This is a genomic window from Streptacidiphilus carbonis (assembly GCF_000787775.1).
Taxonomy (GTDB): Bacteria; Actinomycetota; Actinomycetes; order Streptomycetales; family Streptomycetaceae; genus Streptacidiphilus; species Streptacidiphilus carbonis.
Window position 1 is genome coordinate 37379 of record NZ_BBPM01000003.1, and the last position, 25867, is coordinate 63245.

Here is a 25867-nt window from a genome sequence, read left to right on the forward strand (position 1 = left end):
CCTTGACAGGTACGCACCCGTCGCCCAGCGTGACAGCCCAGCCACGACGCCCTGCCAACCGACCACCCACGGAGCCGGCATGCGTACTCTGAGGCAGCTTCATCCCGTGCGACTTCTGATCGCCCTCATCGTGGTGCTGGCCCTGCCGGCCGGCCTGCGCCCGGCCGCCGCCAGGGCGGCCACCGCGCCGGCTCTCGCCGGTGTGCCGCACTACAGCCTGCCGCTCGCCGCGCAGGAGTCGCTCTACTTCTACGACGCGCAGAAGTCCGGGCCCGCCCGCACCCTGGGCGACCAGCCGCTGGACTGGCGCGGCGACTCCGAGCCGACCGACGCCTGCGTCCCGTTGAAGCCCATGAGCAGTACGGTCCCCAACGGGGTGAACATGTCGGCTGCGTTCATCGCCGCCAACACGTCGGTGCTGGACCCGGGCGGCGCCGGCTGCGTCGACCTGTCCGGCGGCTACCACGACGCCGGCGACCATGTGAAGTTCGGCCTGCCGCAGAGCTACTCCGCCGCCGAGCTGGGCATGGGGATGTACGAGTTCCCGCAGGCCTACCAGGCCACCGGGACCTGGGCGCACGGCCTGGACATCATGAAGTGGTTCAGCGACTACTTCCTGCGCTCGACCTTCCTCAACCCCTCCGGCCAGGTCGTCGCCTTCGCCTACCAGGTCGGCGAGGGCTCGGTGGACCACGACTACTGGGGCCCCTCCGAACTGCAGAGCGCCACGCTCTACCCGCGGCCCGCCTACTTCGCCACCGCCGAGACCCCGGCCGCGGACCAGGCCGCCAGCGCCGCGGCGGCGCTGACCGTCGAGTCGCTGCTGACCAAGTCCAGCGACGCCGCCTACTCGGCCAAGGCGCTGCAGTACGCCGAGGCACTGTACGCCTTCTCCAGGGCCCACCCGGGCACCGGCTACTCCGGCGGCTTCTACAACTCCAGCGGCTACGCCGACAAGGAGGCCTGGGCGGCGACCTGGCTCTACCTGGCCACCGGTACCACGTCATACCTCACCGACATCACCGCGACCAACACGGCCGGCGCCTATACCGGCTACCTCGGCAGCATCGTCGCCACCACGGCCAACACCTGGCAGAACATCTGGGTGATGAGCTGGGACGCCCGCTGGGGCGGGGTGTTCAGCCTGCTCGACCCGCTGGTGCAGGGCAACACCGCAGTCCCGGCCGCGCTCCAGCAGCAGATCCACTACTTCGACAAGTGGCAGGTCCAGTACTGGTCCCATGTCCCGCACGACAACGCGAGCGACACCAGTTTCATCGCGCAGACCCCGGCCGGGTTCTCCTATCTGACCACCTGGGGCTCGGCCCGCTACAACACCGCCGCCCAGTTCGAGGCGCTGACCTACCGGCGCAACTTCCCCGACGACACCCAGAGCACGGCCTTCAGCGACTGGGCCATGGGCCAGATGAACTACGTCATGGGCGACAACCCGGCCAAGACGTCCTACATCGTCGGCTTCGGCAGCACCACCCCCGGCGTCGGCGCCCAGGTCGGCGGCAGCGCGGTCGCCGTCTCCCACCCGCACCACGGCGACGCCCAGGGATCCTTGACGAACAGTCAGGACAATCCGGCGACGGACCGCCACATCCTCTGGGGCGCACTGGTCGGCGGCCCCAGCTCGACCGACCAGCCCGACGACGTGACCACGGACTTCGTGCTCAACGAGGTGGCGATCGACTACAACGCAGGGATGGTCGGCGCGCTGCTCGGCCTCTACCAGTACTACGGCCAGAGCCAGCCGATGACCGCCTTCACCCCGCCCAAGGGCGCCGCCGAGACGCCGTACTACGCCACCGCGGTACTGAACCAGGACACCGACCAGGGCACCCAGCTGACCGTGACCGTCAACAACACCGCCTCGCTGCCGCCGCACCAGGAGAGCGACCTCAGCGCCAGGGTCTACTTCGACATCTCCTCACTGCACAAGCAGGGCCAGGGCATCGACGCGATCTCCACCCCGGTCTACTACGACGCGGCGAGCCAGATCGACGGGAGGGCCACCGCCGTCAGCGCCCCGGTCCAGTGGGGTGACGCGAACAGCTGCCTGTACTACGTGACCCTGGACTGGACCGGCGACCGGATCGGGCTGCCGCCCTCGCGGGCCTTCGAGTTCGGCATCAACGCCGCCCAGGGACCCGGCTACACGTCCTACTGGAGTTCCGCGGCCTCGCCGAGTCTCACCGGATTGGCCGCAGGCACCTATGCGGCGACCCCCGACCCCAATATCCCGGTCTACGCCAACGGCGTGCTCGCCTACGGCAGCGAGCCGTCCAAGACCCTGGACGAGTCCTGCGCGCCCAGCACCGGCGGCGGTCCCGGGGCCGGCACCGCCGCACTCACCGCCCAGTACGAGACCAGTGCCACCGCCGCCTCGACCTCCACCATCAGCAACCAGATCCAGCTGGCCGACACCGGCACCGACGCCGTCCCGCTCTCAGCGGTCACCGTCCGCTACTGGTTCACCGAGAACGGCACCCAGCCGCTGAGCTACGCCTGCGACTACGCGCCGGTCGGCTGCGCCAACATCACCGGGACCTTCGGCACGGTCAGCCCGACCAGGACCGGCGCGGACCACTACCTGCAGCTCTCCTTCTCCGCCGGGGCCGGATCGGTCGGGCCCGGACTGCTCACCGGGGGGATCCAGAGCCGGATCCACCAGTCGGACTACTCCGCGATGACCCAGACCGACGACTACTCCTTCAACGCGGCCGACACCGCCTTCACCGCCAACCCGCACATCACCGTCTACTACAACGGCGCCCTGATCTACGGAAGCGAGCCCTGATCCCATCACCGACTACACCGGCAGCCCCACCCCCTACGGCTCCGGAGTGGAGGCGCACCTGCGCTCCGTCGCCCAGCCCGCCGCCCGGGGCTCCTGACGCCCCGTCGGACACAGAAAGCCAGGTCGGCCCCGGCATCGCCGGGGCCGACCTGGCTTTTGGGTGTTCGCGGCAGTCTTGCGATCGAAAGTTGGAATCAAACGAAGATGTGTCTGGATATTGCATGGAGTTGTCGACTCCGTTACGGTCCAGCGTGCACCCGTCAACCCTCCTGTGTTCCCAGCTCCTCCACCCCACCTGACTGCGGAGCCGCTTCGGGTCCGGCCCTCCGCGTCGAAGGGAGCAATAGGTGTTCCACTCCATCCACCAGCTGAGGCGAGCGATCGCCGTGGCGGTCGGCACCGCGATGCTGGCCGCCATCGGCCTGGTCGCACTGGCGGTCCAGCCCGCCTGGGCCGCCGCCACCGGCGGCAGCGGCGCGAGCCTGCCCTACGTAGAGGTGCAGGCCGAGAACTCCGCCACCAACGGGACGGTGATCGGCCCCAGTTACACCCAGGGCCAGCTGGCCGACGAGGCGTCGTACCGCAAGGCCGTGACCCTGCAGGGCAGCGGACAGTACGTCAGCTTCACCACCCCGGTGGCGACCAACTCCATCGACTTCCGCTACAGCATCCCCGACACCTCGGGCGGGACCGCCTACACGGCGCCGCTGTCGCTCTACATCAACGGCGTCAAGCAGCCCGACTTCACCCTGACCAACGCGTACAGCTGGTACTACGGCAGCTACCCGTTCACCAACTCCCCCGGCAGCAACCCGCACCACTTCTACGACGAGGCGCACCGCCTGTTCGGCACCACCTATCCGCAGGGGACCACCTTCAAGCTGCAGGTCGACGCGGGCGACACGGCGTCCTCCTACACCCTCGACTTCGCCGACTTCGAGCAGGTCGGCGCGGCGCTGACGCAGCCGGCCGGATCGGTATCGGTGACCAGTGAGGGCGCCGACGCCAGCGGCGTCGCCGACTCCACCAGCGCCTTCAACGCCGCCGTCAGCGCGGCCGGCGCGGGCGGCACCGTGTGGATCCCGCCGGGCACGTACAACATCCCGCGCCACATCACCGTCAACAACGTCACCGTCGAGGGCGCCGGCATGTGGTACTCGACCGTCACCGGCGCGGCCCCCGGCTTCTACGGCCTCGGCGAGCCCGACAGCTGCGGGGTCGGCGGCAACAAGGGCGTCAGCAGCAACGTCCACCTGTCCAACTTCGCGATCTTCGGACAGGTCTCCACCCGGCTCGACTGCGACCAGGTCAACGGCATCGGCGGCGCGATGAGCAGCTCCACCGCGTCGAACATCTGGATAGACCACCTGAAAGTCGGCGCCTGGATGGACGGGCCGATGAACGGCCTGGCCCTCAGCGGGATGCGGATCCGGGACACCACCGCGGACGGCGTCAACTTCCACGGCGGCGTCACCAACTCCTCGGTCACCAACAGCGACATCCGCAACACCGGCGACGACGGCATCGCCACCTGGGCGGACTCCGCACTGGGGGCCGACGCCAACGACACCATCTCCAACAACACCGTGCAGGACCAGATCCTCGCCAACGGCATCGCCATCTACGGCGGCCACGACAACACCGTCAGCGGCAACCTGGTCCAGGACAGCGGGCTCAGCCAGGGCGGCGGCATCCAGGTGGGGCAGCGCTTCACCTCCACCCCGGTGGGCACCACCACGATCTCCGACAACACCATGATCCGCGACGGCAGCCTCGACCCCAACTGGCAGTTCGGCGTCGGCGCACTGTGGTTCGACGGCAGCCAGGGCGCGATCACCGGCCCGATCAACGTGACCAACGCGCTGATCGAGCAGAGCCCGTTCGAGGCGGTCCAGTGGGTCGAGGGCACGGTCAGCGGGGTCTCGCTGAACAATGTGACCATCGCCGGCACCGGCACCTTCGCCCTGCAGGAGCAGACCGGCGGTGCGGCCACGCTCACCGATGTCACCGCGACCGGGGTACTCGGCCCGGCGCCGGTGTACAGCTGTGAGGGCGGCAACTTCGCGGTCACCGACGGCGGCGGCAACTCGGGCCTCAGCGGGACCGCGTTCTGCGGCCAGCAGCCGACCACGCCGACCTTCCCGCCGTACCCGGCCACCGGCGTGACGGCCACCCCGAGCGCGCTGAACTTCGGCTCGGTGGCCACCGGCGCGACCAGTGCCGCGCAGACCGTGACGGTCACCAACCCGACCGGCGCTGCCGCTGCCGTCTCGTCCATCGCGGCGAGCGGTGACTTCGCCCAGACCAACACCTGCGGCTCGTCCATCGCGGCCAACGGCTCCTGCTCGGTCAGCGTCACCTTCAAGCCCACCGCGACCGGCAGCCGCAGCGGCAGCCTGACCGCCAACGCGGGCGGGGTCACCAACACCGTCAGCCTCTCCGGGACCGGCACCGCGCCGGGCCCGGTGCTGAACGCCTCCCCCGGCGGGCTCAACTTCGCCGGGACGGTGGTCGGCTCCTCGGCCGCCGGGCAGAGCGTCACCGTGACCAACTCGGGCACCAGCTCGGCCACCGTCTCCGGGGTCGCGGTCACCGGTGACTTCAGCCAGACCAACAACTGCTCCAGCATCGCGGTCGGCGCCTCCTGCACCGTCGACGTCGGCTTCAAGCCCACCGCCGGCGGCTCCCGCACCGGGACCCTGACCGTCACCAGCAACGCCAACAACAGCCCGACCACCGTCGGCCTGTCCGGCACCGGCATCGACAGCAGCACCGACATCGCGGCCGGCCGGCAGGCCACGGCGAGCTCCAGCAACGGCGCCTACGTCCCGGCCAACCTGACCGACGCGGACGCCTCCACCTACTGGGAGAGCGCCAACGGCTCCTTCCCGCAGTGGGCCCAGGTCGACCTCGGCCAGAGCTACAGCGTCGGCAAGGTCGTGCTGAAGCTGCCGCCGGCGACCGCCTGGAGCGCCCGCACCGAGACCCTGTCGGTGCAGGGGTCCACGGACGGCACCACCTTCTCGAACATCGTCGGCTCGGCCGGCTACACCTTCGATCCCAACGCCGACAACAACACGGTGACCATCACCTTCAACGCCGCCACCGCGCGGTACGTCCGGGTGAACGTCACCGCCAACACCGGCTGGAGCGCCGCCCAGCTGTCCGACTTCGAGGTCTTCCCCAGCGGCAGCGGCGGCGGCAACCCGGCGGCGACGCTGTCGGCCAACCCGAGCTCGCTGACCTTCGCAAGCCAGGCGCTGAACACCAGCAGCAGCGCGCAGTCGGTGACGGTGAGCAACACCGGCACCGCCGCCGCGGCCGTCTCCTCGGTCGCCGCCACCGGTGACTTCTCGCAGACCAACACCTGCGGGACGGCGATCGCCGCCGGGGCCTCCTGCACCGTCAGCGTGGTCTTCAAGCCGACCGCGTCCGGCGCCCGGACCGGCAGCCTCACCGTGGCGAGCAACGCCTCCGACAACCCGCTGACGGTCGCGCTGACCGGCACCGGGGCCGGTACGGTGAGCACCGACCTGGCGGCCGGTAAGGCCACCGGGGAGTCCAGCCACACCGACGTCTACCCGTCGTCCAATGTCACCGACGGCAACCAGAACAGCTACTGGGAGAGCGCCGACAACGCCTTCCCGCAGTGGGTGCAGGTGGACCTCGGCTCCGCGCAGAGCGCCTCCCGGGTGGTGCTCCAGCTCCCGGCGGGCTGGGGCGCCCGCAACCAGACGCTGTCCCTGACGGGCAGCACCGACGGCTCCACCTTCAGCACGGTCAAGTCGTCGGCCACCTACACCTTCGACCCGTCCGCCAACAACACGGTCACCATCACCTTCCCCGCGACCACCCAGCGCTACTTCCGGGTGAACATCACGGCGAACACCGGCTGGCCGGCCGGACAGGTCTCCGAGTTCCAGGTCTGGAACAGCTGACCTGACACCCACCGGTGCCGCCGGACGCGAGAGCGCCCGGCGGCACCGGCATGTCCGATCCGGTTCAGTCCCAGCTGAGGTGCAGCGCCGCCAGGTCGTCCGCGTGCCGGCCGGCGTTGAGGGTCTGCGCGGTGGAGACGAGGTGGTCCAGCAGCCGGTCGGCGGCCTGCTCGGGGGCGTCGGCGATCAGCGCGACCAGCCCCTCGGTCTCCAACCGGTCCTTGCCGGGGCCGCGGTAGCCCTCGACCAGGCCGTCGGTGTAGAGCAGCAGCGCACCCTTGTCCGGCAGCGCCACCTCGCTGGGGCGCCAGTGGCCGCCGCCGGGCATGATGCCCAGCGCGGGGCCGTGGGCCGCCGGGACCACCCTGGCTCCCCCGTCCGCGCAGAGCAGCGGCTCGTGGTGCCCGGCCAGGTAGACGGTGGCGGTCTGCCCCCGGGGGTCCAGGGTGACCGTGCTGCAGGTCGCGAACATGTCGCCGCGGGGGCGCTCGGCCACCAGCACCTGCTCCAGCAGGCCCAGCAGCTCGCTGCCGCGGTGTCCGGCCAGCACCAGGGCCCGCCAGGTGATCCGCAGGCAGACGCCCAGCGCGGCCTCGTCAGGACCGTGGCCGCTGACGTCGCCGATGACCGCGTGCACCGTGCCCGCTTCCGCGCCGCCGGCGTCGCCGTCCCCGCCGGTCTGCACCACGTCCAGGAAGTCGCCGCCCAGCAGGGCCCGCTGACGCCCCGGCAGGTACCGCATGCTGGCGCGGACCCGGTCGTCGCGCAGCAGCGGGGCGGGCAGCAGCCCGCGTTCCAGCCGGGTGTTCTCCTGGGCGTGGATCCGGTTCTCGCGCAGCTCGGCGCTGGCGCGTTCGGCCTGCTTGCGGTGGACCGCGTAGCGCACCACCCGGTTCAGCAGGTCCGCCGTGACCTGCCCCTTGACCAGGTAGTCCTGCGCGCCGTTGGCCACCGCCAGCACCCCGGCCCGGGACTCGGCCAGGCCGGTCAGCACGATCACGGCGCTCTGCGGGCAGGCCGCCTCCAGGGTCTGTATCGCGCCCATGCCGCTGGCGTCGGGCAGGTGCAGGTCCAGCAGTACGCAGTCGGGCGTCCGCGCCCCCAGGTCGGCCAGCGCGCCGGCCATGGTCTGGGTCCAGCTCAGGGTGTGGCTCAGCCCGGTGTCCGCCAGCAGCTCCTCGACCAGCAGCGCGTCGCCCGCGTCGTCCTCGACCAGCAGGATGCGGTAGGTCTCGGTCGGGGCCTTGGCCTGCGTCGGCACCCCGGCACCGGTCGGCACGGTCCGGACCGGCGTCCTCATACGACCACCCCGGCGCGCTCGGGCTCGCCCGGGTCGGCGACCGGGACGGCCGGGGCCAGCGGCAGGGTGAAGCTGATCCTGGCGCCGCTGTCACGGTCGGGGTCGACCGTGATGCTGCCGCCGTGGAACTCCACGATCTTCTTGCACATGGCCAGGCCGATCCCGTTGCCGGGATAGGCCTCCTTGGTGTGCAGCCGCTGGAAGATCACGAACACCCGGTCGGCGAACTCGTTGCCGATGCCGATGCCGTTGTCCGCCACCGCGAACTGCCAGCGGTCGCCGTCCGGTTCGGCGGACAGGTGGACCTCCGGGGAGCGGTCCGGGGACCGGAACTTGATGGCGTTGCCGATCAGGTTCTGGAACAGCATCCCGATCTGGGTGGCGTCGGCGGTCAGCACCGGCAGCGGATCGTGGGTGATCACCGCTCCGGACTCCTCGACCGCGATGCTCAGCGCGTCCACCGTGTCCGTGAACACCTGCTCCAGGTCCACCTGCACGTACTCCTTGTGCGTCCGGCCGACCCGGGAGAACGCCAGCAGGTCGTTGATCAGGGTCTGCATCCGGTTGGCGCCGTCCACCGCGAAGCCGATGTACTGGTCGGCGCGCTCGTCCAGCTTGTCCGCGTAGCGGCGCTGGAGCAGTTGGCAGAAGCTGGCGACCTTGCGCAGCGGCTCCTGCAGGTCGTGCGAGGCGACATAGGCGAACTGCTCCAACTCGCCGTTGGAGCGCCGCAGTTCCTCGGCCTGCTCGTCCAGTCTGGCCCGGGCCTGGTCGGAGAAGGCCAGTTCGTCGGCCAGCCGTCGGCGCATCCCCTCCACGTCCTTCGCCAGCCGGCGCAGGTCCGCGGGGCCGGTGCTGGTGGTGACGGCCCGGGCGAAGTCGCCGGCGCCCACCTCCCGGACGTCCCGCGAGAGCCGCTCCAGCGGCGCGGTCACCCCCCGCCGCAGTCCGGCCACGACCAGCACGGCCAGCAGCAGGAGCACCACCGCGATGGCGGCGAAGATCCAGTCGCGCTGCCGCTGCACCGTCTGCAACTGCCGGTAGGAGGCGGCGCCGGCCTGCTGCAGATGGGACTGCTGCAGCGCCGCGGCCGTCCTGATTGCGTCGAACTCCTGTCTGCCCTGGTCCGAGCGCTGCGCGGCGAGGGCGACGGGGGCGCCCGGCGGGGCTGCGGCGATCGGGGCGGCGAAGCCGTCCTGCCAGGTCCTCACCCGGACCAGCACCGCGTCCAGGTCCGCCGTCGCCGACGCGTCGCCCGCGAGCAGGCCGCGCAGTTCGGTGACGGCCGCCTGCTGGGCGGCCAGCCCCTCGGTGTAGGGCTGCAGGAACGAGCTCTGGCCGGAGAGGCCGTAGCCGCGGATACCGGTCTCCTGGTCGAGCACCGCCGACTCCAGGCGCACCGCGGCGATCAGCGCGGGTGAGCTGCGGTTCACCATGGTGCCGGTCGTCGAGGACGCCCGGTTCAACGCCCAGGCCGCGAGCAGCCCGAGCACCAGCAGCACGGTCAAGGAGACGGCCACGCCGACGGAGAGCCACCTCCCGGTCGTCCAGCGCTCCCAGAAGGTCCGGCCGGCCCCGCCTGCTGATGGTTCCGCAGTTCTTCGTGACACCACGTGGGTTCCCTCCCTGGAGCCGGCCGCGCCACGGCCCGCGGCACACACCTTACAGCGAGACCGGACAACGGATGTTGTCCACGGGGGACACCGGACTGCACGGCCAGGAATAAACGGCCGGACAGCGGTGTCGTGGCTGAGGAGTAGACCCGAACCGCTGACCCGAACCGCTGACCCGAACCGCTGAGGGACCCGATGAACCATCCGCTGGACAACCCCGCCCACGCCGCCCTCACCGGCCCCCACGCGGAGTTCGCCGAGCGCCGTGGCCAGGCCCTGCGCTACCAGCCGGACGTGGCGCCGTTCACCGCCGTGCCGGTCGGCGCGGACGCCGGCGCCTGGGCCGACGCCGCCGCGCTGGCGGGGCCGGGCCGGCGGCTGTTCCTCCCCTCCGACGCCACCCCGGCGCCCGCGGACTGGGAGGAGTGGTTGCGCGTCGACTGCTTCCAGCTCACCGGCGAGGCCGTCCGCGGCCGCCCCGACCCGGAGGCGGTCGAACTGACCGAGGACGACGTCCCGGAGATCCTCGACCTGGTCGCCAGGACCAGGCCGGGCCCGTTCCTCGCCCGCACCGTGCGGCTGGGCCGCTACCTGGGGCTGCGCCGCGACGGCGCGCTGGTGGCGATGGCCGGGGAGCGGATGCGGCTGCCCGGCTGGACCGAGGTCAGCGCGGTCTGCACCGACCCGGCCTACCGCGGCCAGGGCCTGGCGGCCCGGCTGGTGCTGGCGGTGTCGGACGGCATCACGGCCCGGGGCGGGCAGCCGTTCCTGCACGCGGCGATCGACAACACCGGCGCGGTGCGGCTGTACGAGTCGCTCGGCTTCCGGACCCGCCGCAAGGTCGGCTTCGTCGGCGTCACCGTCCCCTAGCCGCGGGCCGACGGTCCGTCAGCCGTACCAGACGGTGGTCGTGTTGCAGAACTCCTTGATGCCCTGCCCGGCCAGCTCGCGCCCGTAGCCCGAGCGCTTCACCCCGCCGAAGGGCAGGGCCGGGTGCGAGGCGGTCATGCCGTTGAAGAACACGGCGCCGGCCTGGAGATCGCGCTCCAGTACCTCCTGCTCGGCCGGGTCGGTGGTCCAGGCGTTGGAGCTGAGGCCGAAGGTGCTGTCGTTGGCCAGCGCGACCGCCTGGTCCAGGTCGTCGACCCGGTAGAGGGTGGCGACCGGGCCGAAGCACTCCTCGCGGTGGATCCGCATGTCCGGGGTGATCCCGGTGAGCACCGTCGGCTCGTAGAACCAGCCGGCGGTGCGGTCCTCCGGCCTGCGGCCGCCGCACTGCGCCTTGGCGCCGCGCCGCAGCGCGTCGTCGACCAGCTCCTCCAGGTCGGCCCGGCCGCCCTCGGTGGCCAGCGGGCCCACGTCGGTCCCCGGCTCCGCCGGGTCGCCCACCCGCAGCGCGGACATCCCCGCCACGAAGGCGGCGGCGAACTCCTCGTAGACGTCCGCGTGCACGATGAAGCGCTTGGCGGCGATGCAGGACTGGCCGTTGTTCTGCACCCGGGCGGTCACCGCGACCTCGGCCGCCCGCTGCACGTCCGCCGAGGGCAGCACCAGGTACGGGTCGCTGCCGCCCAGCTCCAGCACGCTCTTCTTGACCTCGTCGCCGGCGATCGCGGCGACCGCCCGGCCGGCCCCCTCGCTGCCGGTCAGCGTCACCGCGGCGACCCTGGGGTCGCGCAGCACCGCCTCGATCGCCCCCGAGCCCACCAGCAGGGTCTGGAAGCAGCCTTCCGGATAGCCCGCACGGGTGAACAGGGACTCCAGCAGCAGCGCCGTACGGGGGACGTTGGATGCGTGCTTCAGCAGCGCGGTGTTCCCGGCCATCAGCGCCGGGGCGGCGAACCGGACCACCTGCCAGAGCGGGAAGTTCCACGGCATCACCGCCAGCACCGGACCCAGCGGCCGGTAGCGGACATGGGCCGCCGAGGCGCCCGCGTCGGCGACGTCGGCCGGGTCCGGGTGCTCGTCGGCGAGGAGCGCCTCGGCGTGCTCGGCGTACCAGCGCATGGCCTTGGCGCACTTGTCGGCCTCGGCCAGGGCCTGCGCCAGCGGCTTGCCCATCTCCAGGGTGAGCAGCGCCGCGGTGGGCTCCCGCTCGGCCGTCAGCAGGTCGGCGGCGGCCCGCAGCAGCGCGGCGCGCTCGCCGAAGGAGGTGCGGCGGTGCGTCTCGAAGGCGCTCACCGCGCGGGCCAGCCGGGTCTCGACGCCGTCCGCGTCCAGCGCCTGGAAGGTCTCCACGGTCTCGCCGGTGGCGGGGTTGATGGTGGCGATCGCCATGTCCCTCACCACTCCCCGTCGGGGACCACGTGCACGGCGGCCTCCTCGGCCGAGGCCCCGGCGCCGTCGATGCCCTGGTCGTAGGCGATCAGGCCGTCGGTCTCCAGGTGCGAGCCCTCGCCCGGGGCGACCAGCCGGCCGGCGCGGACGTCGCCGACCTCGTCGTCGATCTCCTCGCCGTCGGTGTCCCAGGTGTCGCCGACCCCGTCGCCGAGGTCCTGCTCGGCCTCGGGGACCTCCTCGGCGAGCCGCTCGTCCAGGGTCTCGGTGCCGCCGTAGCGGTTGACCGCCAGCGGCCGCTCGGGCGGGGAGTAGCCCTCGTCCAGGGCGTCGTCCAGGCCGCGGTCGACCAGGGTGTCCTCGGAGTCGAGCAGCCCGTTGTCGTCGTGCTCGTCCTCGCCGGGATCGGGCTGGTAGACCCCGTCACCGGTCATGTCGTCGCTCACGGTCGCTCCTCCTCGTTCTCGGACCCGGTGGCTCGTTCTCGGACCCACTGGTTCATCCCATCGTGCCTCGCCCACCCCTGCCCGGGCAGCGGATCAGCACTCCCCGGGCCTCATCCCGACCCGAAGGCGGTGAACCAGGCAGCCGGGTCCTCCAGCGCGGGGGACCTGGCCTCGTAGCGCAGCAGCACGTCGGCATGGCGGAAGAAGGTGGACCGGCAGCCGCTCCAGTCGTAGTCGTACACGCTGACCGGCAGACCCGCCACATCGCTCTCCACCCCTTCGGGCACGTCGGAAAGCGCTTCCTCGGCGTCCAGCAGGGCCAGGTGCAGCGCCATCTCCTCGGCAGGGCAGCGCGGCCGCGGCCACTCCCCCGCCGCCAGGTCGGCCGCCAGGGCGGTGAACGAGGAGATGAAGCGGTTGCGCCAGTCGGCACCCTGGCCCCAGGTCGGCTTGGGGAGCGCGGCGAACACCACGCCGCTGCGGGTCTCCGGCCGCACCGGGGCGCCGCCGAGCTCGACCAGTTCGTTGCGGGCGCAGTCGGCCAGTATCCGCAGCTGGCCGTGGAGCACGGCGGCGGTGCGCGGGGTGAGCAGCCAGGGCGTCTCCGACCCGGACGGCGGGACCAGCGGGAACAGTGCGCCGAAGTCCGGCGCCCGCCCGGCGCCGAAGCTGCCCGGCGCACCCACCGCGACCACGGAGGTGACCGCCTCGACGCTGTCGATCCCGGCCAGCAGCCGGTCCGGGTCGATGAGCACCGCGAGCGCCCCGTAGGGCCCGGACGCGACCTGCTCGGCCCTGGCCCGTACTTCCTCCGCACCGGCCCCGCGGGACACCGCGCCGAGACCGGCCGCCCGCAGGCCGTCCCAGTCGGTCAGCCGTACCCGCAGGGTGAGGCTGACTTCAATCTCCTCCGACATGTGCACAGGATAGGTCGGCGCGGGTCGACCTGAACCGCCGCAGGTGTAATGGTCACGCAAAAGCTGGGAGGTTCCTGGGCGCGTTCGTCCCTTTCTCCCTGAGCTCTTCCCTTTTCTGCTTCGCCATCGACCCCATCGGTCGTCGCGCCACCGGTCATTCATCGACCAGCAGTCTGCTGCGGAGCCGGCCCAGTGCCCGGGACAGCAGCCGCGAGACGTGCATCTGCGAGATGCCGAGCTGCTCGCCGATCTGGGACTGCGTCATGTCGGAGACGAAGCGCAGCGAGAGGATCAGCCGCTCCCGGTCCGAGAGCTGGGCGATCAGCGGCTTGAGCGACTCCAGGTTCTCGATGCCCTCCAGCCCCGGGTCGGGCTCGCCCAGCCGCTCCGCGAAGGAGGTGCCGTCGGCGCTGTCCTCGGCGGAGGCCAGCCCGGCGTCGATGGAGCTGACGGAGTATCCGTTGGCGGCGACCAGGCCCTCGCGCACCTCGTCCTCGGTCAGTTCGAGGTGGGCGGCCAGTTCGGCGGGGGTGGGCGCCCGGTCCATCGCCTGGGACAGCTCGTCGGTGGCCCGGGCCAGCCGCAGCCGCAGCTCCTGCAGCCGTCGCGGCACGTGCACGGCCCAGCTGGTGTCCCGGAAGAAGCGCTTGATCTCGCCGACGATGGTCGGCATGGCGAAGGTGGGGAACTCCACCTCGTGGTCCAGGTCGAACCGGTCGATGGCCTTGATCAGGCCTATCGTGCCGACCTGGACGATGTCCTCCATCGGCTCGCTGCGGGTGCGGAACCGCGCGGCGGCGAACTTCACCAGCGCCAGGTTGAGTTCGACCAGGGTGTTGCGTACGTACTGGTACTCGTGGGTGCCCTCGTCCAGCGTCGCAAGTCGGGCGAACATCACCTTGGACATGGCGCGCGCGTCGGTGGGGCTGACGGTGGTGGGGTCGGACAGGTCGAAGTCAGGGAAGAGTGCTGGTCCGGCCGGAGCCGGAGCCGAGGCCGGGGCCGCGCCCCGGGCCGGGGCCTGGGACGTGTTCGGCGCGGAACGCTGCAGCATGGCCTGCGTACTGGCGTGCATGGAGCCCCTCCCGAGGGTTCGTCGTGCGAAACGAGTCGAACCGAGATCTGCCGAAATCTACGCGTCTACCTCATCGCGTACCCAGGGCTGCTGATCCCACGCCCCCCGTGGGCGGTTCTTCTTTCGCCCCCGGTTCGCCCGCATCCCGCCCCGAGCCAGGGGTAGGCGTTCCTCCGGAACGACCCGTCGCACCACCGCAGTCCTCCCAGAGGAGCACACCGTGGGCACCGACCGCCCAGGAGCTGGACTCCGGGTCCGCAGCACCGACCTACCGCTGAGCGGAGCCGTCGGCACCTCGCCCCGCGCGCGGGACCACACCCGGGCCTTTCTCGAGGACCGCGATCCCCCGCTGGCCCCGACGGTGGTGGAGGACGTCCTGATCGCCTCGGGCGAACTGGTCGCCAACGCGCTCCGGCACGCGCCGGGCCCCTGCGTGCTGCGCCTCACCGACGACGGTATGCGGCTGACCGTGGCGGTCAGCGACACCAGCACCGAGGCGCCGATCCCGCGCCACCCGGACCTGTCGGCCGGCCGGGGCGGCTTCGGTTGGCACCTGCTGCTGCGGATCGCCGAGGACGTCGAGATCGCCCGGGACCCGCGGCAGGGCAAGACGATCACCGTCACCCTGCCGGTGAGGACCGACAACGCGACGGGCAACAGGCACTGATCGCCGGGGAGTCCGGCCGCGGGCAGCGCCGCTGAGGCATGATGGGCACCTACGCATCGGGCCGCGGGCGAGGAGCAGACTGCATGGACCAAGGAGCAGCGGGAGCGACCAACGAGGACGCCGGCGACGCGCGCTTCAGTGTCTCCGTCGGCCCCGGACAGGACGCCCCGGACGCCACAGTGCTGCGGTTGGCGGGCGAGTTGGACCACGACACCGCGGACACGCTCAGCAGCGCCTTCGAGACGGTCTTCGCCGCGGGCGCCCCCCGGGTCCTGGTGGACTGCGCGGCACTGGAGTTCTGCGACTCCACCGGTCTGAACGTGCTGCTGCGGGCCCGGATGACCGCCGCCGACAGCGGCTCCGCCGTGGAACTCACCGGACTGCACGCGGCCGTCGCCCGGCTGTTCGAGATCACCGGCGTCGACGGGGTGTTCCGGACCTATCCCACGCTCGCCGACGGCCTCGGTGCCGACGCCCTCAGTGAGGACACCGCGACCCGGGCGGACGACAAATGACCGAGCGCGCCCGGACGGGGCTGCCTGCCGGGGGGCAGGCCCGGCGGCTGGCGCTCTCCGGCGGCAAGGGCGTGATCGGGCGCTGCCGCGACTTCACCCGCGTCGCGCTGACGGACTGGCAGTGGATCCCCGCCGACGGGTCGGCCGACGCGGCCGAGGAGCAGCTGCTGGTGGTCGAGGACGTCCTGCTGCTGGTCTCCGAGCTGGTCACCAACGCCTGCCTGCACGCCGGCGGCCCGGAGGAGCTGGTCCTGCACTGCACCGACGAGCGGCTCCGGGTCGAGGTCACCGACCCCAGCCCGACCACGCCCACCCCGCGCCGTGCCAGCCCCTCACTGCCCGGCGGCCACGGGCTGCACGTGGTGGAGCGGCTCAGCCGCGACTGGGGCACCACCGCACGCGGCTCGGGCAAGACGGTGTGGCTGGAGGTCCCCTCCCCGCTCGGCGCCGTCGTGGGCAGCGAGGAGTAGGTTCCGGCCGTTTCTTCGACTGCGGACCGTGGGTGGCTTGTCGCGCAGTTCCCCGCGCCACTACGGGTCTGCAACTGACCCACAGTGGGCAAGTCGTACCTGCCCAGGGCAGTCAGGTGACCGTCAGCTACCAACGGGACGCATGGGACGGATGATCCGGGGCAGGCGGGGTCCAATCCCTCTGCCCCACAGAACGGTGACCGACTTGACCCGCTTCGAGCTGACCTTCGCCCCGCTGCCGCCGACAGCTTCGGGCCGCAGGCCCACCCCCGCTCCGGTCGACGGCGTCGTGGTGCACCGCACCAGCGCCCACGGCCCCGGCGGCCACCCCGTGTACACCGACGAGACCGGCATCATCCGCGCCGAGATCAGCGACCGCGGCGAGGTCCGGATGCTCGTCACCAGCGTCCACCAGCGCCCGCGCCGCCCCTCGGCCTGCCGTCCGCTGCCGGCTCAGAGCCGGCGGGCGGCCACCAGGACCGGATCCCAGACCGGGGAGAACGGCGGGGCGTAGCCCAGGTCCAGGGACACCACCTGATCGACCGTCATCCGCGCGGTCAGCGCAACCGCGCCGATGTCCACCCGCTTGGCCGCCCCCTCGCGGCCGACGATCTGCAGCCCCAGCAGCCGTCCGCTGCCCCGCTCGGCGGTCATCTTGACCGTCATCGGGGCAGCGCCCGGGTAGTAGCCGGCCCGGCTGGTCGCCTCGATCACGGCCGACTCGTAGGCCAGCCCGGCAGCCGCAGCCTCACGCTCGGTCAGCCCGGTGCGGGCGATCTCCAGTTCGCACACCTTGCTGACGGCGGTGCCCACCACGCCGGGGAACACCGCGCTGCCGCCGCCGATGTTGATGCCGATCACCCGGCCGTGCTTGTTGGCGTGCGTGCCCAGCGCGATGTGCCGGTGCCGCCCGGACACCAGCTCCAGCACCTCGACGCAGTCGCCGCCGGCCCAGACGCCGTCCTGTCCCGGGACCCGCATCCGCTCGTCGGTGGGCAGTCCGCCGGACTCCCCCAGCGGCAGCCCCGCAGCCCGTGCCAGCTCCGTACGCGGCCGTACGCCCATCCCGAGCACCACCAGGTCGGCCGGGTGCTCGCCCACGGTGGTGGCCACCGCCGCGGGCCGTCCGTCCGGTCCCAGCAGCACCTCCTTGGCCTCGGCGCCGGGCACCACCTCGATGCCCATGCCCTCCATGGCCAGCCGCACCAGCCGGCCCATGTCCGGGTCCAGCGTGGACATGGGCTCGGGCGCCCGGTGCACCACGGTGACCTGCAGCCCGCGCCGCTTCATGGCCTCGGCCATCTCGATGCCGATGTAGCCGCCGCCGACCACCACCGCCCGGCGGCAGTCCCGCTCCAGCGTCCGCAGCAGCGCCTGGCCCTCGTCCAGGGTCTGCACGCCGTGAACCCCGGGCGCGTCGAAGCCGGGCAGCGCGGGCCGGGCCGGCTCGGCGCCGGTGCCGATCACCAGCTGGTCGAAGCCGGTCCAGGCCTCGGTGCCGTCCTCCAGGTCCCGGCTGCGCACCCGCCGCCGGTCCAGGTCCAGCTCGACCACCTCGGTGCGCATCCGCAGGTCGATCCCGTGCTCCCGGTGCTCCTCCGGTGACCGGGCGATCAGCGCGTCCCGCTCGGGCACCTCGCCGCCGACCCAGTAGGGGATGCCGCAGGCCGAGTAGGAGCTGAAGTGGCCGCGTTCGAAGGCGGTGATCCGCAGCCGCTCCGGCCCCCGCAGCCGCCGCGCCTGCGCCGCCGCGCTCATCCCCGCCGCGTCCCCGCCGACCACCACCAGATGCTCCGTCATGCTCTGGAGACTAGCCGCCCGGGGGCGGAGCACGGCTCAGGGCTGGATGCGGCGGGCGAGCCAGTCCAGGGCGAGCGGGTAGCGGTAGTCGATGCCGCCGTGCCCGGCCTCGAAGAGCTCGAAGTGGACCGACTCCGCCGGCAGTCCGGCGGCCAGGACCGCGCGGTGGAAGGCCTCGGCGCCGATGTCGAGGTAGTACTCGTCGCGGGTGCCCGCGTCGATCCAGACCGCGCGCAGCGAGCGGACCGCCTCGGTGTGCCCGGGGACCATCCGCACCGGGTCCAGCGCCAGCCAGCGCTGCCACACCTCGGGGAGCAGTTCGCCGGTCCTGGTGTCGAAGGGCAGCCGCGGGGTGCCGTCATCGTCGGCGGAGAAGCAGGCGGCCACGCCGAGCGCGGAGAGCACGGTGTCGTCGCCGGGCCTGGTCAGCGCCGGCCGGCCGCGGAAGTCGTCCCACCAGGCGGCGATGTCGCCGTCCCAGTCCCGCAGCGCCCGGACCACCTGGGGGAACTCGGCGATGTAGCAGTACTCGTAGAGGGCGTCGCCGGCGTGGGTGGCCAGCGCGCCGAAGAGGTCGGGACGCAGCATCGGGGTGATCATCGCGCCGAAGCCGCCGCTGGACTTGCCGGAGATCGCGCGGTGGTCGCGCTCGGCGAGGGTGCGGTAGCGGGAGTCGACGAAGGGGACCACCTCGTCGCAGAGGTACGAGTGGTAGCGGCCGGTACCGGGCGAGTCCACGAACTGGCTGCCGCCGTAGGAGGTCCAGGCGTCCACGAGGACGACGATCACCGGCGGCGTCCCGGCGGCGAACAGCGCGTCGGCCGTCTCCGGGAACGGCTGGCGGAACGGGGTGCGGTTGTACCACATGCCAAGATGGCCGGTGTAGCCCTGGATCACGTAGACGCTGGGGTAGCGGCGGTCGGGTTCGTCGTCGTAGCCGGGCGGCAGGTAGACGTGCAGCGGGCGCTCGAACGGGTCGCCCAGGTGGTTGCCGCGCAGCAGCTCACTGGTGAGGACCTGTTCGTCGATCCGTCCGGACAGTTCGGCGGACCATGGCAGCATCGGTGCTCCTCCGGGTCAGGTGGCCCCCAGCCTGCCACACCCGGCTGTTGCCCCCCGTGTCCCAGGCATTCATCACCGCGTTGCGGTCAGACGTCAGCCATGACCGATTCCAGCGCACCCGTCCAGAGAACCGACCTCATCGGCACCCGTGACCGCACCGACGTCGAGCACGCCTTCGAGGAACTGGAGGCCGACGCGGCAGCGCCGCAGCGGCAGACCCAGTACTCCCGCGGCGCCCTCGCCGGCTACCTCTGGGCCCTGGGCCGGGGCACCATGGCCCCGGTCACCGGGGCCAGGCCCGACTACGCCGTCCCCGACCTGGTCCACCTCACCGCCGAGGTGGACGCCTCGGTGGCCCAACTCGACGACCGGATCCACCGGATGGCGCCGCGCGACTACCTCCAGGGCGTCCATGACGCGCTGGCCTGGCTGTGCGGGCTGCGCGAGGACCGCCCGTCGGCAGCCGCCGACGGCAGCTGAGCTTCCCCGCACACGACCGGACGGCCGTCCCGGTCCGGATCAGCGGGGCTCCGGGCCGCTCACGGCACCGGCGCCGAGACCGCTCCTGAAAGCGGCCAGGATCTGCTCCGCCGCCAGCGTCGCGGTCAGCTTGCCGTCCCTGACCTGCTGCTCCAGACCCGGCGTCAGTTCCCGCACCCCGGCGTCCTCGCGCAGCCTGGTCAGCAACTGGTCGCGGACCATCGCCCAGACCCACTCCACCTGCTGCTCGCTGCGGCGCGCGGCCAGCGACCCGTCGCTGTCCAGGATCCGGCGGTGCTGCTCGACCCGCTCCCAGAGCTGGTCCAGCTCCAGCCCCTCCCGACCGCTGCAGGTCAGCACCGGTGTGTTCCAGGCCGCGTCGGGGGACGACCGCATCAGCCGCAACGCGCCCGCGAGCTCGCGGGCGGCCGCTCGGGCGGCGACGATGTGCTCGCCGTCGGCCTTGTTCACCGCGACCAGGTCGGCCAGCTCCAGCACGCCCTTCTTGATGCCCTGCAGCTGGTCGCCGGTCCTGGCCAGGGTGAGCAGCACAAAGGTGTCGACCATGTTGGCGACGGCGGTCTCCGACTGGCCCACCCCGACGGTCTCGACCAGCACCACGTCGTAACCGGCCGCCTCCATCACCACCATGCTCTCCCGGGTCGCCCGGGCCACTCCGCCGAGGGTGCCGGAGGTCGGTGAGGGCCGCACGAAGGCGTCCGGGTCCACCGCCAGCCGCTCCATCCGGGTCTTGTCGCCCAGGATGGAACCGCCGGTCCGGCTGGAGGACGGGTCGACGGCGAGCACCGCGACCCGGTGGCCCCGGCCGGTGAGCAGAGTGCCCAGCGCGTCGATGAATGTCGACTTGCCGACACCCGGCACCCCGGTGATCCCCACCCGCACCGCCTTGCCGGAGTGCGGCAGCAGCTCGATCAGCAGCCGCTGTGCTGCCTCCCGGTGGTCGGCGCGGCTGGACTCGACCAGGGTGATCGCCCGGGCGATCCAGGCCCGCGAGCCCGCCAGCACCCCGGCCGCATAGGCGTCCACATCCACCGGACGGGGCCCGCGCGGCCTCGGAGCGGGCGGCGTCGCTCCCGTCACGGCAGCTCGTGGCCGAGCGACTCGGCCAGCCTCCGCAGCAGGTCGATCGCCGCCTCCGGGATCACCGTGCCGGGCGGGAACACCGCGGCGGCGCCGGCCGCGTAGAGCGCGTCGAAGTCCTGCGGCGGGATCACCCCGCCGACCACGATGGTGATGTCCTCGCGCCCGGCCTCGGCCAGCGCCGCGCGCAGCGCCGGCACCAGGGTGAGGTGCCCCGCCGCCAGCGAGGAGACGCCGACCACGTGCACGTCCGCCTCCACCGCCTGCCGGGCCACCTCCTCCGGCGTCTGGAACAGCGCGCCGACGTCCACGTCGAAGCCCAGGTCGGCGAAGGCGGTGGCGATCACCTTCTGGCCGCGGTCGTGGCCGTCCTGGCCCATCTTGGCGACCAGGATGCGCGGCCGCCGTCCCTCCGCCTCCTCGAACGCCCGCACGAGTGCTCGGCTCTGCTCCACGGACCCGGTCGCCCCTGCCTCCTCGCGGTACACACCGGTGATGGTACGGATCTGGCCCGCGTGCCGTCCGTACACCGCCTCCAGCGCGTCGGAGATCTCCCCGACGGTGGCCTTGGCCCGGGCCGCGTCCACGGCCAGCGCCAGCAGGTTGCCGTCCAGGGTGCCGTCGTTGCGGGCCCCGGCCCGGGCCGAAGCGGTGAGCGCGAGCAGGGCGTCCTGGCAGGCCTGCTCGTCGCGCTCGGCGCGCAGCCGGCGCAGCTTCTCCACCTGCTGGGCCCGGACCGAGGAGTTGTCCACCTTGAGCACGTCGATCCGCTCGTCGGTGGCGACCCGGTACTTGTTGACCCCGATCACCGGCTGCCGCCCGGAGTCGATCCTGGCCTGGGTACGGGCCGCCGCCTCCTCGATGCGCAGCTTGGGGATGCCGGCGTCGATGGCCTTGGCCATCCCGCCGGCCGCCTCCACCTCCTGGATGTGCTGCCAGGCCCGCTCGGCCAGGTCCGCGGTCAGCCTCTCGACGTAGGCGCTGCCGCCCCAGGGGTCGATCACCCGGCCGGTGCCGGACTCCTGCTGCAGCATCAGCTGGGTGTTGCGGGCGATCCGCGCGGAGAAGTCGGTGGGCAGGGCGAGGGCCTCGTCCAGGGCGTTGGTGTGCAGCGACTGGGTGTGGCCCTGGGTGGCGGCCATCGCCTCCACGCAGGTCCTGGTGACGTTGTTGAAGACGTCCTGGGCCGTCAGCGACCAGCCCGAGGTCTGTGAATGGGTGCGCAGCGACAGCGACTTGGGGTTCTGCGGGTCGAACTGCTTCACCAGCTTCGCCCACAGCAGCCGGGCCGCCCGCAGCTTGGCGATCTCCATGAAGAAGTTCATGCCGATGGCCCAGAAGAACGACAGCCGCGGCGCGAAGGAGTCCACGTCCATCCCGGCCGCCAGCCCGGCGCGCAGGTACTCCACGCCGTCGGCGAGGGTGTAGGCCAGCTCCAGGTCGGCGGTGGCCCCGGCCTCCTGGATGTGGTAGCCGGAGATGGAGATCGAGTTGTAGCGCGGCATCCGCTGCGAGGTGTAGGCGAAGATGTCGGAGATGATCCGCATCGAGGGCTGCGGCGGGTAGATGTAGGTGTTGCGGACCATGAACTCCTTGAGGATGTCGTTCTGGATGGTCCCTGCCAGCTTCTCGGGCGGCACCCCCTGCTCCTCGGCCGCCACGATGTAGAGCGCCAGCACCGGCAGCACGGCGCCGTTCATGGTCATCGACACCGACATCCGGTCCAGCGGGATGCCGTCGAACAGCTGGCGCATGTCGTAGATGGAGTCGATGGCCACCCCGGCCATGCCGACGTCGCCGGTCACCCGGGGGTGGTCGCTGTCGTAGCCGCGGTGGGTGGGCAGGTCGAAGGCGACCGACAGGCCCTTCTGACCGGCCGCCAGATTGCGCCGGTAGAAGGCGTTGGACTCCTCTGCGGTGGAGAACCCGGCGTACTGACGGATCGTCCACGGCTGGTTGACGTACATCGTCGGGTACGGGCCGCGCAGGAACGGGGCGATCCCCGGGTAGGTCTCCAGGAAGTCCGCCCCGGCCAGGTCCGCGCCGGTGTAGAGCGGCTTGACGGCGATGCCCTCCGGGGTCTCCCAGACCAGCTCCTCGACATCCTTGCCGGCTGCCTGCTGCCAGGCCGCACGCCAGTCCGCCTCGGTGGCGGCGGTCCCGCCGTCGCCCAGCTCGATCCCACTGAAGTCAGGAATCATCACACCGCTCCGATCAGGTCGAACGTCGAAGTCAGCACCGCGACCGCGTCGCATCCGGTGAACACCGCGCCGTCCACCCCCGCCACCGCCTCCGGTCTGCCCGCCAGCAGCACCCGTCGCGCCCCGGCCGCCCTGAGCTCGGCCACCGCAGCTTCGCCCTGCTCGGCGTAGAGCCGGTCGCTGGAGCAGAGCACCGCCACGGCGGCTCCGGAGGCGCGGAAGGCCCCGGCGCCCTCGCCGGGCACCGTCTCGATGCCGCCGGCCTGGAACAGGTTGGCGGCGAAGGAGGAGCGGCCGGAGTGCACCGCCGCCGGGCCCAGGGTCGCCAGGAACACCCGGGGCCTGGCCCCGGTCGCGGCCAGCTGCCGGTCCGAGCGGGTGCGCAGCGCCTCGAAGGCCTGGGCGCTGCGGACCCGGGGCAGGCCGCCGCCGGGCGGGGCCGGCGCGGGCTCACGCCGCACCGGGGCCTCGGCCAGGTCGGGGAACTCGCTGACGCCCGTCACCGGTTCGCGCCGGTGCGCCAGCTCCTCGCTGCGGGCCGCCCAGGTGCCCGCGATCCGCTCGCCCACCAGGCCGGAGGCGAGCGCGGCGGCCAGGCCGCCGGCCCGCTCGATCTCCTGGAACCAGGCCCAGGCCGCCAGGGCCAGCTCGTCCGTCAGGCTCTCCACGTACCAGGAGCCGCCGGCCGGGTCGATCACCCGGGCCAGGTGCGACTCCTCCACCAGGATCGCCTGGGTGTTCCGGGCGATCCTGCGGGCGAAGGCGTCCGGCAGGCCCAGGGCGCTGTCGAAGGGCTGCACGGTCACCGCGTCCGCGCCGCCGACCCCGGCGGCCAGGCAGGCGACGGTGCCGCGCAGCATGTTCACCCAGGGGTCGCGCTCGGTGGCCATCACCGACGAGGTGACGGCGTGCTGCCGCTGCGCGGCGGCCTCCCCGGTGACACCGCTGACCTGGGCGACCCGCGACCACAGCCGCCGGGCCGCACGCAGCTTGGCGATGGTGGTGAACTGGTCGGCGGTGGCGGCGTAGCGGAACTCCAGCTGCGCGGCCGCCTGATCGACGGTCAGCCCGGCCGCGGTCAGGGCGCGCAGATAGGCGACCCCGGTGGCCAGTGAGCAGCCCAGCTCCTCGGCGGTCGAGCCGCCCGCGTCGTGGTAGGCGAGGGCGTCCACGGTCAGCGCGCGCAGGCCGGGGAAGTCGCGGACGCAGCGGGCGGCCAGCGCGGACGCCTCCTCCAGGGCGGCCGCGTCGGCGCGGCCGGCGTCGCCGGTGCGGGCGGTCAGGCCCAGCGGATCGGCGCCCAGGTTGCCCCAGGGAGCGCGCGGGGAAATACCGCGCTCCTGGTACACCCGAAAGAGTTGCTCGGCGGCGGCGGTCGTCTCGCCGCCCGCGTCCAGGACCACCCCCGCCAGGTCCAGGTAGACCCCCTCCAGTGCGGTCGGCAGCCCCTCGACCGGCAGGCCGGCCGGGCCGACGGTGAGCCAGAGCGAGCCCACGCCGTTCTCCAGATCGGCGAGCACGGCCTCGTTGGCCCGGCGCGGGTCCGGCTGGGCGTGCTGCTGCCGTACCTCCCAGCCGCCGGGCACCGACCCCTGCGCCCGGCCGCCGCGCACGAAGGGCGCCAGGCCGGGATAGCCGCTGCTCACGGCGGGGGCGTCGGCGGCGGTGTAGAGGGGCCGGACCGTGATGCCGTCCTGCAGCCGGGTGCTGAGCCGCTCCTCGGCCCGTACGCCGGACACGTCCTCCGCACCCGACTTGCGGAGGACGCCTTCGACGAGGCGCTGCCACTGCTCCCGGCTCGCGTCCGGGAACTCGGCGGCCAGGGAGAGCCCTTGGGGTGAGACCGTCATGTTCGAAGGTTAGAGGTGGTTAACCGCTGATTGCAGATCAGCTGCGTGTGACCTTGACCTCTTGCACTCCGCAGGCAGCGGAGTGCCACGCAGCCGACCGCGCGGGGGCCCGCTGCCCGGGCCGACTACCTGGGCCATTCCCTCGGACGGTCGGTCCAGAAGACCTGGTCCGGATCGTCCAGGTCGATGTCGGGGAAGACCTGCCGCACCCTCAGTTCGAACTCGCCCTCCGCCAGCGGCTCCCAGCCGATGCCCTTGAACCTGACGAGCCGGAAACGGGTGTCGGCGTGATAGCCGGCCACCTCGATCAGATGGTGCTCCGAGGGTTGCTGCCCGGATGCGCTGTCGTCGCTCATGCCTCCAGACTGCCCCCGTCGCGCCGCTTCAGGCACCCGGGGTGGGCCGGTCGGGCGTGTCCCGGAGGTCATGGGTGCCCGCCCGCCCGCACCGGGGTCGCCGACCGGTTCGCGGCCTGCGCCGGCCCGGCCACTCCCCTCCGCTGTCGCTCCGCTACTCCGGGGGCGCGACCAGGGCTGCCAGCTGCTGCTCCAGACCCCTCGGGGAGGAGTGGAACTGCCCGCCGATGCCCGCCGCGAACGGGTCGGGGAAGACGTACTCCTCACCCGCCTCGACGCCGTCCAGGATCCCCTTGGCGACCTGCTCCGGCTGGGCCTTCTCGAACCCGGGCGGGAGGTCCCGGGTCATCTCGGTGTCCGTCGGCCCGGGGTAGACCCCGTGCACGGTCACCCCGTCGGCCGCCAGTAGGGCCCGGGCGGCCTGGGTGAGCGAGTGCTGGGCGGCCTTCGAGGCGCTGTAGGTGGGCTGGAGCGGCACATTGCTGAGCCCGGCCACCGAACCGACGTTGACCAGCACGCCGCCGCGCCGCACCAGCGTGTCCGCGAAGCCCCGCAGCATCCGCAGCGCCCCGAAGTAGTTGACCTCCATCTCCCGCCGGGCCACCTCGACGATCCTTTCGTCGGTGAGCGCCGTCGGCTCGAACGCACCCGCGTTGTTGAACAGCAGATCGACGTCCACCGCCCGCCGCGCGGCCTCGGCGACCTGCCCGCCGTCGGTCACGTCCAGCTCCAACGCCACCACCCGTGAGCCGTGCCGCCGCCGCAACCCCTCCAGCGTCCTGACGTCCCTCGCCGCCGCGTACACCTTGGCGGCGCCGCGATCCAGCAACGCTTCCGTGATCGCGAGCCCGATCCCCCGGTTGGACCCGGTCACCAGTGCCACCGATCCCTCGATCCGCGTGGACCCCTGCATAGCTGCCTCCTCTGGTTGCCTTCCACCGGTACCGATCCGCGAAGGGACCGGAACTCATCGGCAACGCTCGCCAGGCATCG

The 25867-nt window shown here is 72.4% G+C and carries 21 protein-coding genes; 8 read left to right on the forward strand and 13 right to left on the reverse strand.

Translation table 11 applies throughout. The features are described 5' to 3' along the window. Positions 1–106: 106 nt before the first annotated feature. Positions 107–2806: a glycoside hydrolase family 9 protein gene (locus TR46_RS02945; RefSeq protein WP_052432510.1), complete on the forward strand. Its 2700-nt coding sequence runs from the start codon at positions 107–109 to the stop codon at positions 2804–2806. Between the two features lie 347 nt (positions 2807–3153). Next, entirely contained in the window at positions 3154–6744 is a 3591-nt protein-coding gene (locus TR46_RS02950) for a choice-of-anchor D domain-containing protein (protein WP_042392969.1), read from the forward strand. Positions 6745–6808: 64 nt separating this feature from the next. Here TR46_RS02950 and TR46_RS02955 read toward each other — a convergent pair whose 3' ends face one another. Further along, on the reverse strand, positions 6809–8044 hold the full coding sequence (locus TR46_RS02955; RefSeq protein WP_084717810.1) for a PP2C family protein-serine/threonine phosphatase: 1236 nt from the start codon (positions 8042–8044) through the stop codon (positions 6809–6811). Next, the gene (locus tag TR46_RS02960) at positions 8041–9564 is read right to left on the reverse strand and encodes a sensor histidine kinase (protein ID WP_369405976.1); all 1524 of its coding nucleotides are present in this window, start codon (positions 9562–9564) and stop codon (positions 8041–8043) included. The genes TR46_RS02955 and TR46_RS02960 overlap by 4 nt, the downstream gene beginning before the upstream one ends. 288 nt (positions 9565–9852) lie before the next feature. On the opposite strand from TR46_RS02960, the gene TR46_RS02965 reads away from it, so the two are divergent. Then, positions 9853–10527: a GNAT family N-acetyltransferase gene (locus TR46_RS02965; RefSeq protein ID WP_042392973.1), complete on the forward strand. Its 675-nt coding sequence runs from the start codon at positions 9853–9855 to the stop codon at positions 10525–10527. Between the two features lie 18 nt (positions 10528–10545). On the opposite strand, the gene TR46_RS02970 is transcribed toward TR46_RS02965, so the two are convergent. From TR46_RS02970 to TR46_RS02985, 4 genes are all read right to left on the reverse strand, one after another. Continuing rightward, positions 10546–11934: an NADP-dependent succinic semialdehyde dehydrogenase gene (locus TR46_RS02970; protein ID WP_042393350.1), complete on the reverse strand. Its 1389-nt coding sequence runs from the start codon at positions 11932–11934 to the stop codon at positions 10546–10548. A gap of 5 nt (positions 11935–11939) precedes the next feature. Then, positions 11940–12368: a DUF5709 domain-containing protein gene (locus TR46_RS02975; protein ID WP_042393352.1), complete on the reverse strand. Its 429-nt coding sequence runs from the start codon at positions 12366–12368 to the stop codon at positions 11940–11942. A 122-nt stretch (positions 12369–12490) separates the two neighbouring features. Next, positions 12491–13297 carry a hypothetical protein gene (locus tag TR46_RS37650; protein WP_052432511.1) on the reverse strand — a complete coding sequence of 269 codons (807 nt, stop codon included), beginning with the start codon at positions 13295–13297 and terminating at the stop codon, positions 12491–12493. 154 nt (positions 13298–13451) lie between these two features. Continuing rightward, on the reverse strand, positions 13452–14372 hold the full coding sequence (locus TR46_RS02985; protein ID WP_084717816.1) for an RNA polymerase sigma factor SigF: 921 nt from the start codon (positions 14370–14372) through the stop codon (positions 13452–13454). Positions 14373–14592: 220 nt separating this feature from the next. Here TR46_RS02985 and TR46_RS02990 point away from each other — a divergent pair, with 220 nt between their 5' ends. The 4 genes from TR46_RS02990 to TR46_RS03005 all read left to right on the forward strand — a co-directional run bounded on the left by TR46_RS02990 (position 14593) and on the right by TR46_RS03005 (position 16538). Beyond that, the gene (locus tag TR46_RS02990; RefSeq protein WP_052432512.1) at positions 14593–15039 is read left to right on the forward strand and encodes an ATP-binding protein; all 447 of its coding nucleotides are present in this window, start codon (positions 14593–14595) and stop codon (positions 15037–15039) included. A gap of 83 nt (positions 15040–15122) precedes the next feature. Then, the gene (locus tag TR46_RS02995; protein ID WP_042392976.1) at positions 15123–15554 is read left to right on the forward strand and encodes an STAS domain-containing protein; all 432 of its coding nucleotides are present in this window, start codon (positions 15123–15125) and stop codon (positions 15552–15554) included. Then, complete coding sequence (locus TR46_RS03000; RefSeq protein ID WP_174505082.1) at positions 15551–16024, forward strand: ATP-binding protein; 474 nt, start codon at positions 15551–15553, stop codon at positions 16022–16024. Before TR46_RS02995 ends, TR46_RS03000 begins: the two co-directional genes overlap by 4 nt. Before the next feature lie 205 nt (positions 16025–16229). Then, positions 16230–16538: a DUF6296 family protein gene (locus TR46_RS03005; protein WP_063770513.1), complete on the forward strand. Its 309-nt coding sequence runs from the start codon at positions 16230–16232 to the stop codon at positions 16536–16538. Here the strand turns inward: TR46_RS03005 and TR46_RS03010 are convergent. Together TR46_RS03010 and TR46_RS03015 are read right to left on the reverse strand one after the other, a co-directional pair. Next, positions 16478–17824, reverse strand: coding sequence for an FAD-dependent oxidoreductase (locus tag TR46_RS03010; RefSeq protein WP_042392978.1), 1347 nt, complete (start codon positions 17822–17824; stop codon positions 16478–16480). The two genes, TR46_RS03005 and TR46_RS03010, sit on opposite strands and share 61 nt — an antisense overlap. Before the next feature lie 36 nt (positions 17825–17860). Then, entirely contained in the window at positions 17861–18886 is a 1026-nt protein-coding gene (locus TR46_RS03015; protein WP_042392981.1) for an alpha/beta hydrolase-fold protein, read from the reverse strand. Between the two features lie 99 nt (positions 18887–18985). Between TR46_RS03015 and TR46_RS03020 the strand changes: the two genes are divergently transcribed. After that, the gene (locus TR46_RS03020) at positions 18986–19366 is read left to right on the forward strand and encodes a hypothetical protein (protein WP_084717820.1); all 381 of its coding nucleotides are present in this window, start codon (positions 18986–18988) and stop codon (positions 19364–19366) included. A gap of 39 nt (positions 19367–19405) precedes the next feature. Here TR46_RS03020 and meaB read toward each other — a convergent pair whose 3' ends face one another. The 5 genes from meaB to TR46_RS03045 all read right to left on the reverse strand — a co-directional run bounded on the left by meaB (position 19406) and on the right by TR46_RS03045 (position 25787). Next, entirely contained in the window at positions 19406–20467 is a 1062-nt protein-coding gene (meaB, locus tag TR46_RS03025) for a methylmalonyl Co-A mutase-associated GTPase MeaB (protein WP_174505083.1), read from the reverse strand. Then, positions 20464–22668, reverse strand: a complete 2205-nt coding sequence (gene scpA, locus TR46_RS03030; protein WP_174505084.1) for a methylmalonyl-CoA mutase — start codon at positions 22666–22668, stop codon at positions 20464–20466. The genes meaB and scpA overlap by 4 nt, the downstream gene beginning before the upstream one ends. After that, positions 22668–24518 (reverse strand): methylmalonyl-CoA mutase family protein, encoded by a 1851-nt coding sequence (locus TR46_RS03035; RefSeq protein ID WP_042392990.1) that lies wholly within the window; start codon positions 24516–24518, stop codon positions 22668–22670. Before TR46_RS03035 ends, scpA begins: the two co-directional genes overlap by 1 nt. Before the next feature lie 125 nt (positions 24519–24643). Next, on the reverse strand, positions 24644–24874 hold the full coding sequence (locus TR46_RS03040; protein ID WP_042392993.1) for a hypothetical protein: 231 nt from the start codon (positions 24872–24874) through the stop codon (positions 24644–24646). A 154-nt stretch (positions 24875–25028) separates the two neighbouring features. Further along, positions 25029–25787, reverse strand: coding sequence for an SDR family oxidoreductase (locus TR46_RS03045; RefSeq protein WP_042392996.1), 759 nt, complete (start codon positions 25785–25787; stop codon positions 25029–25031). Positions 25788–25867 lie beyond the last annotated feature (80 nt).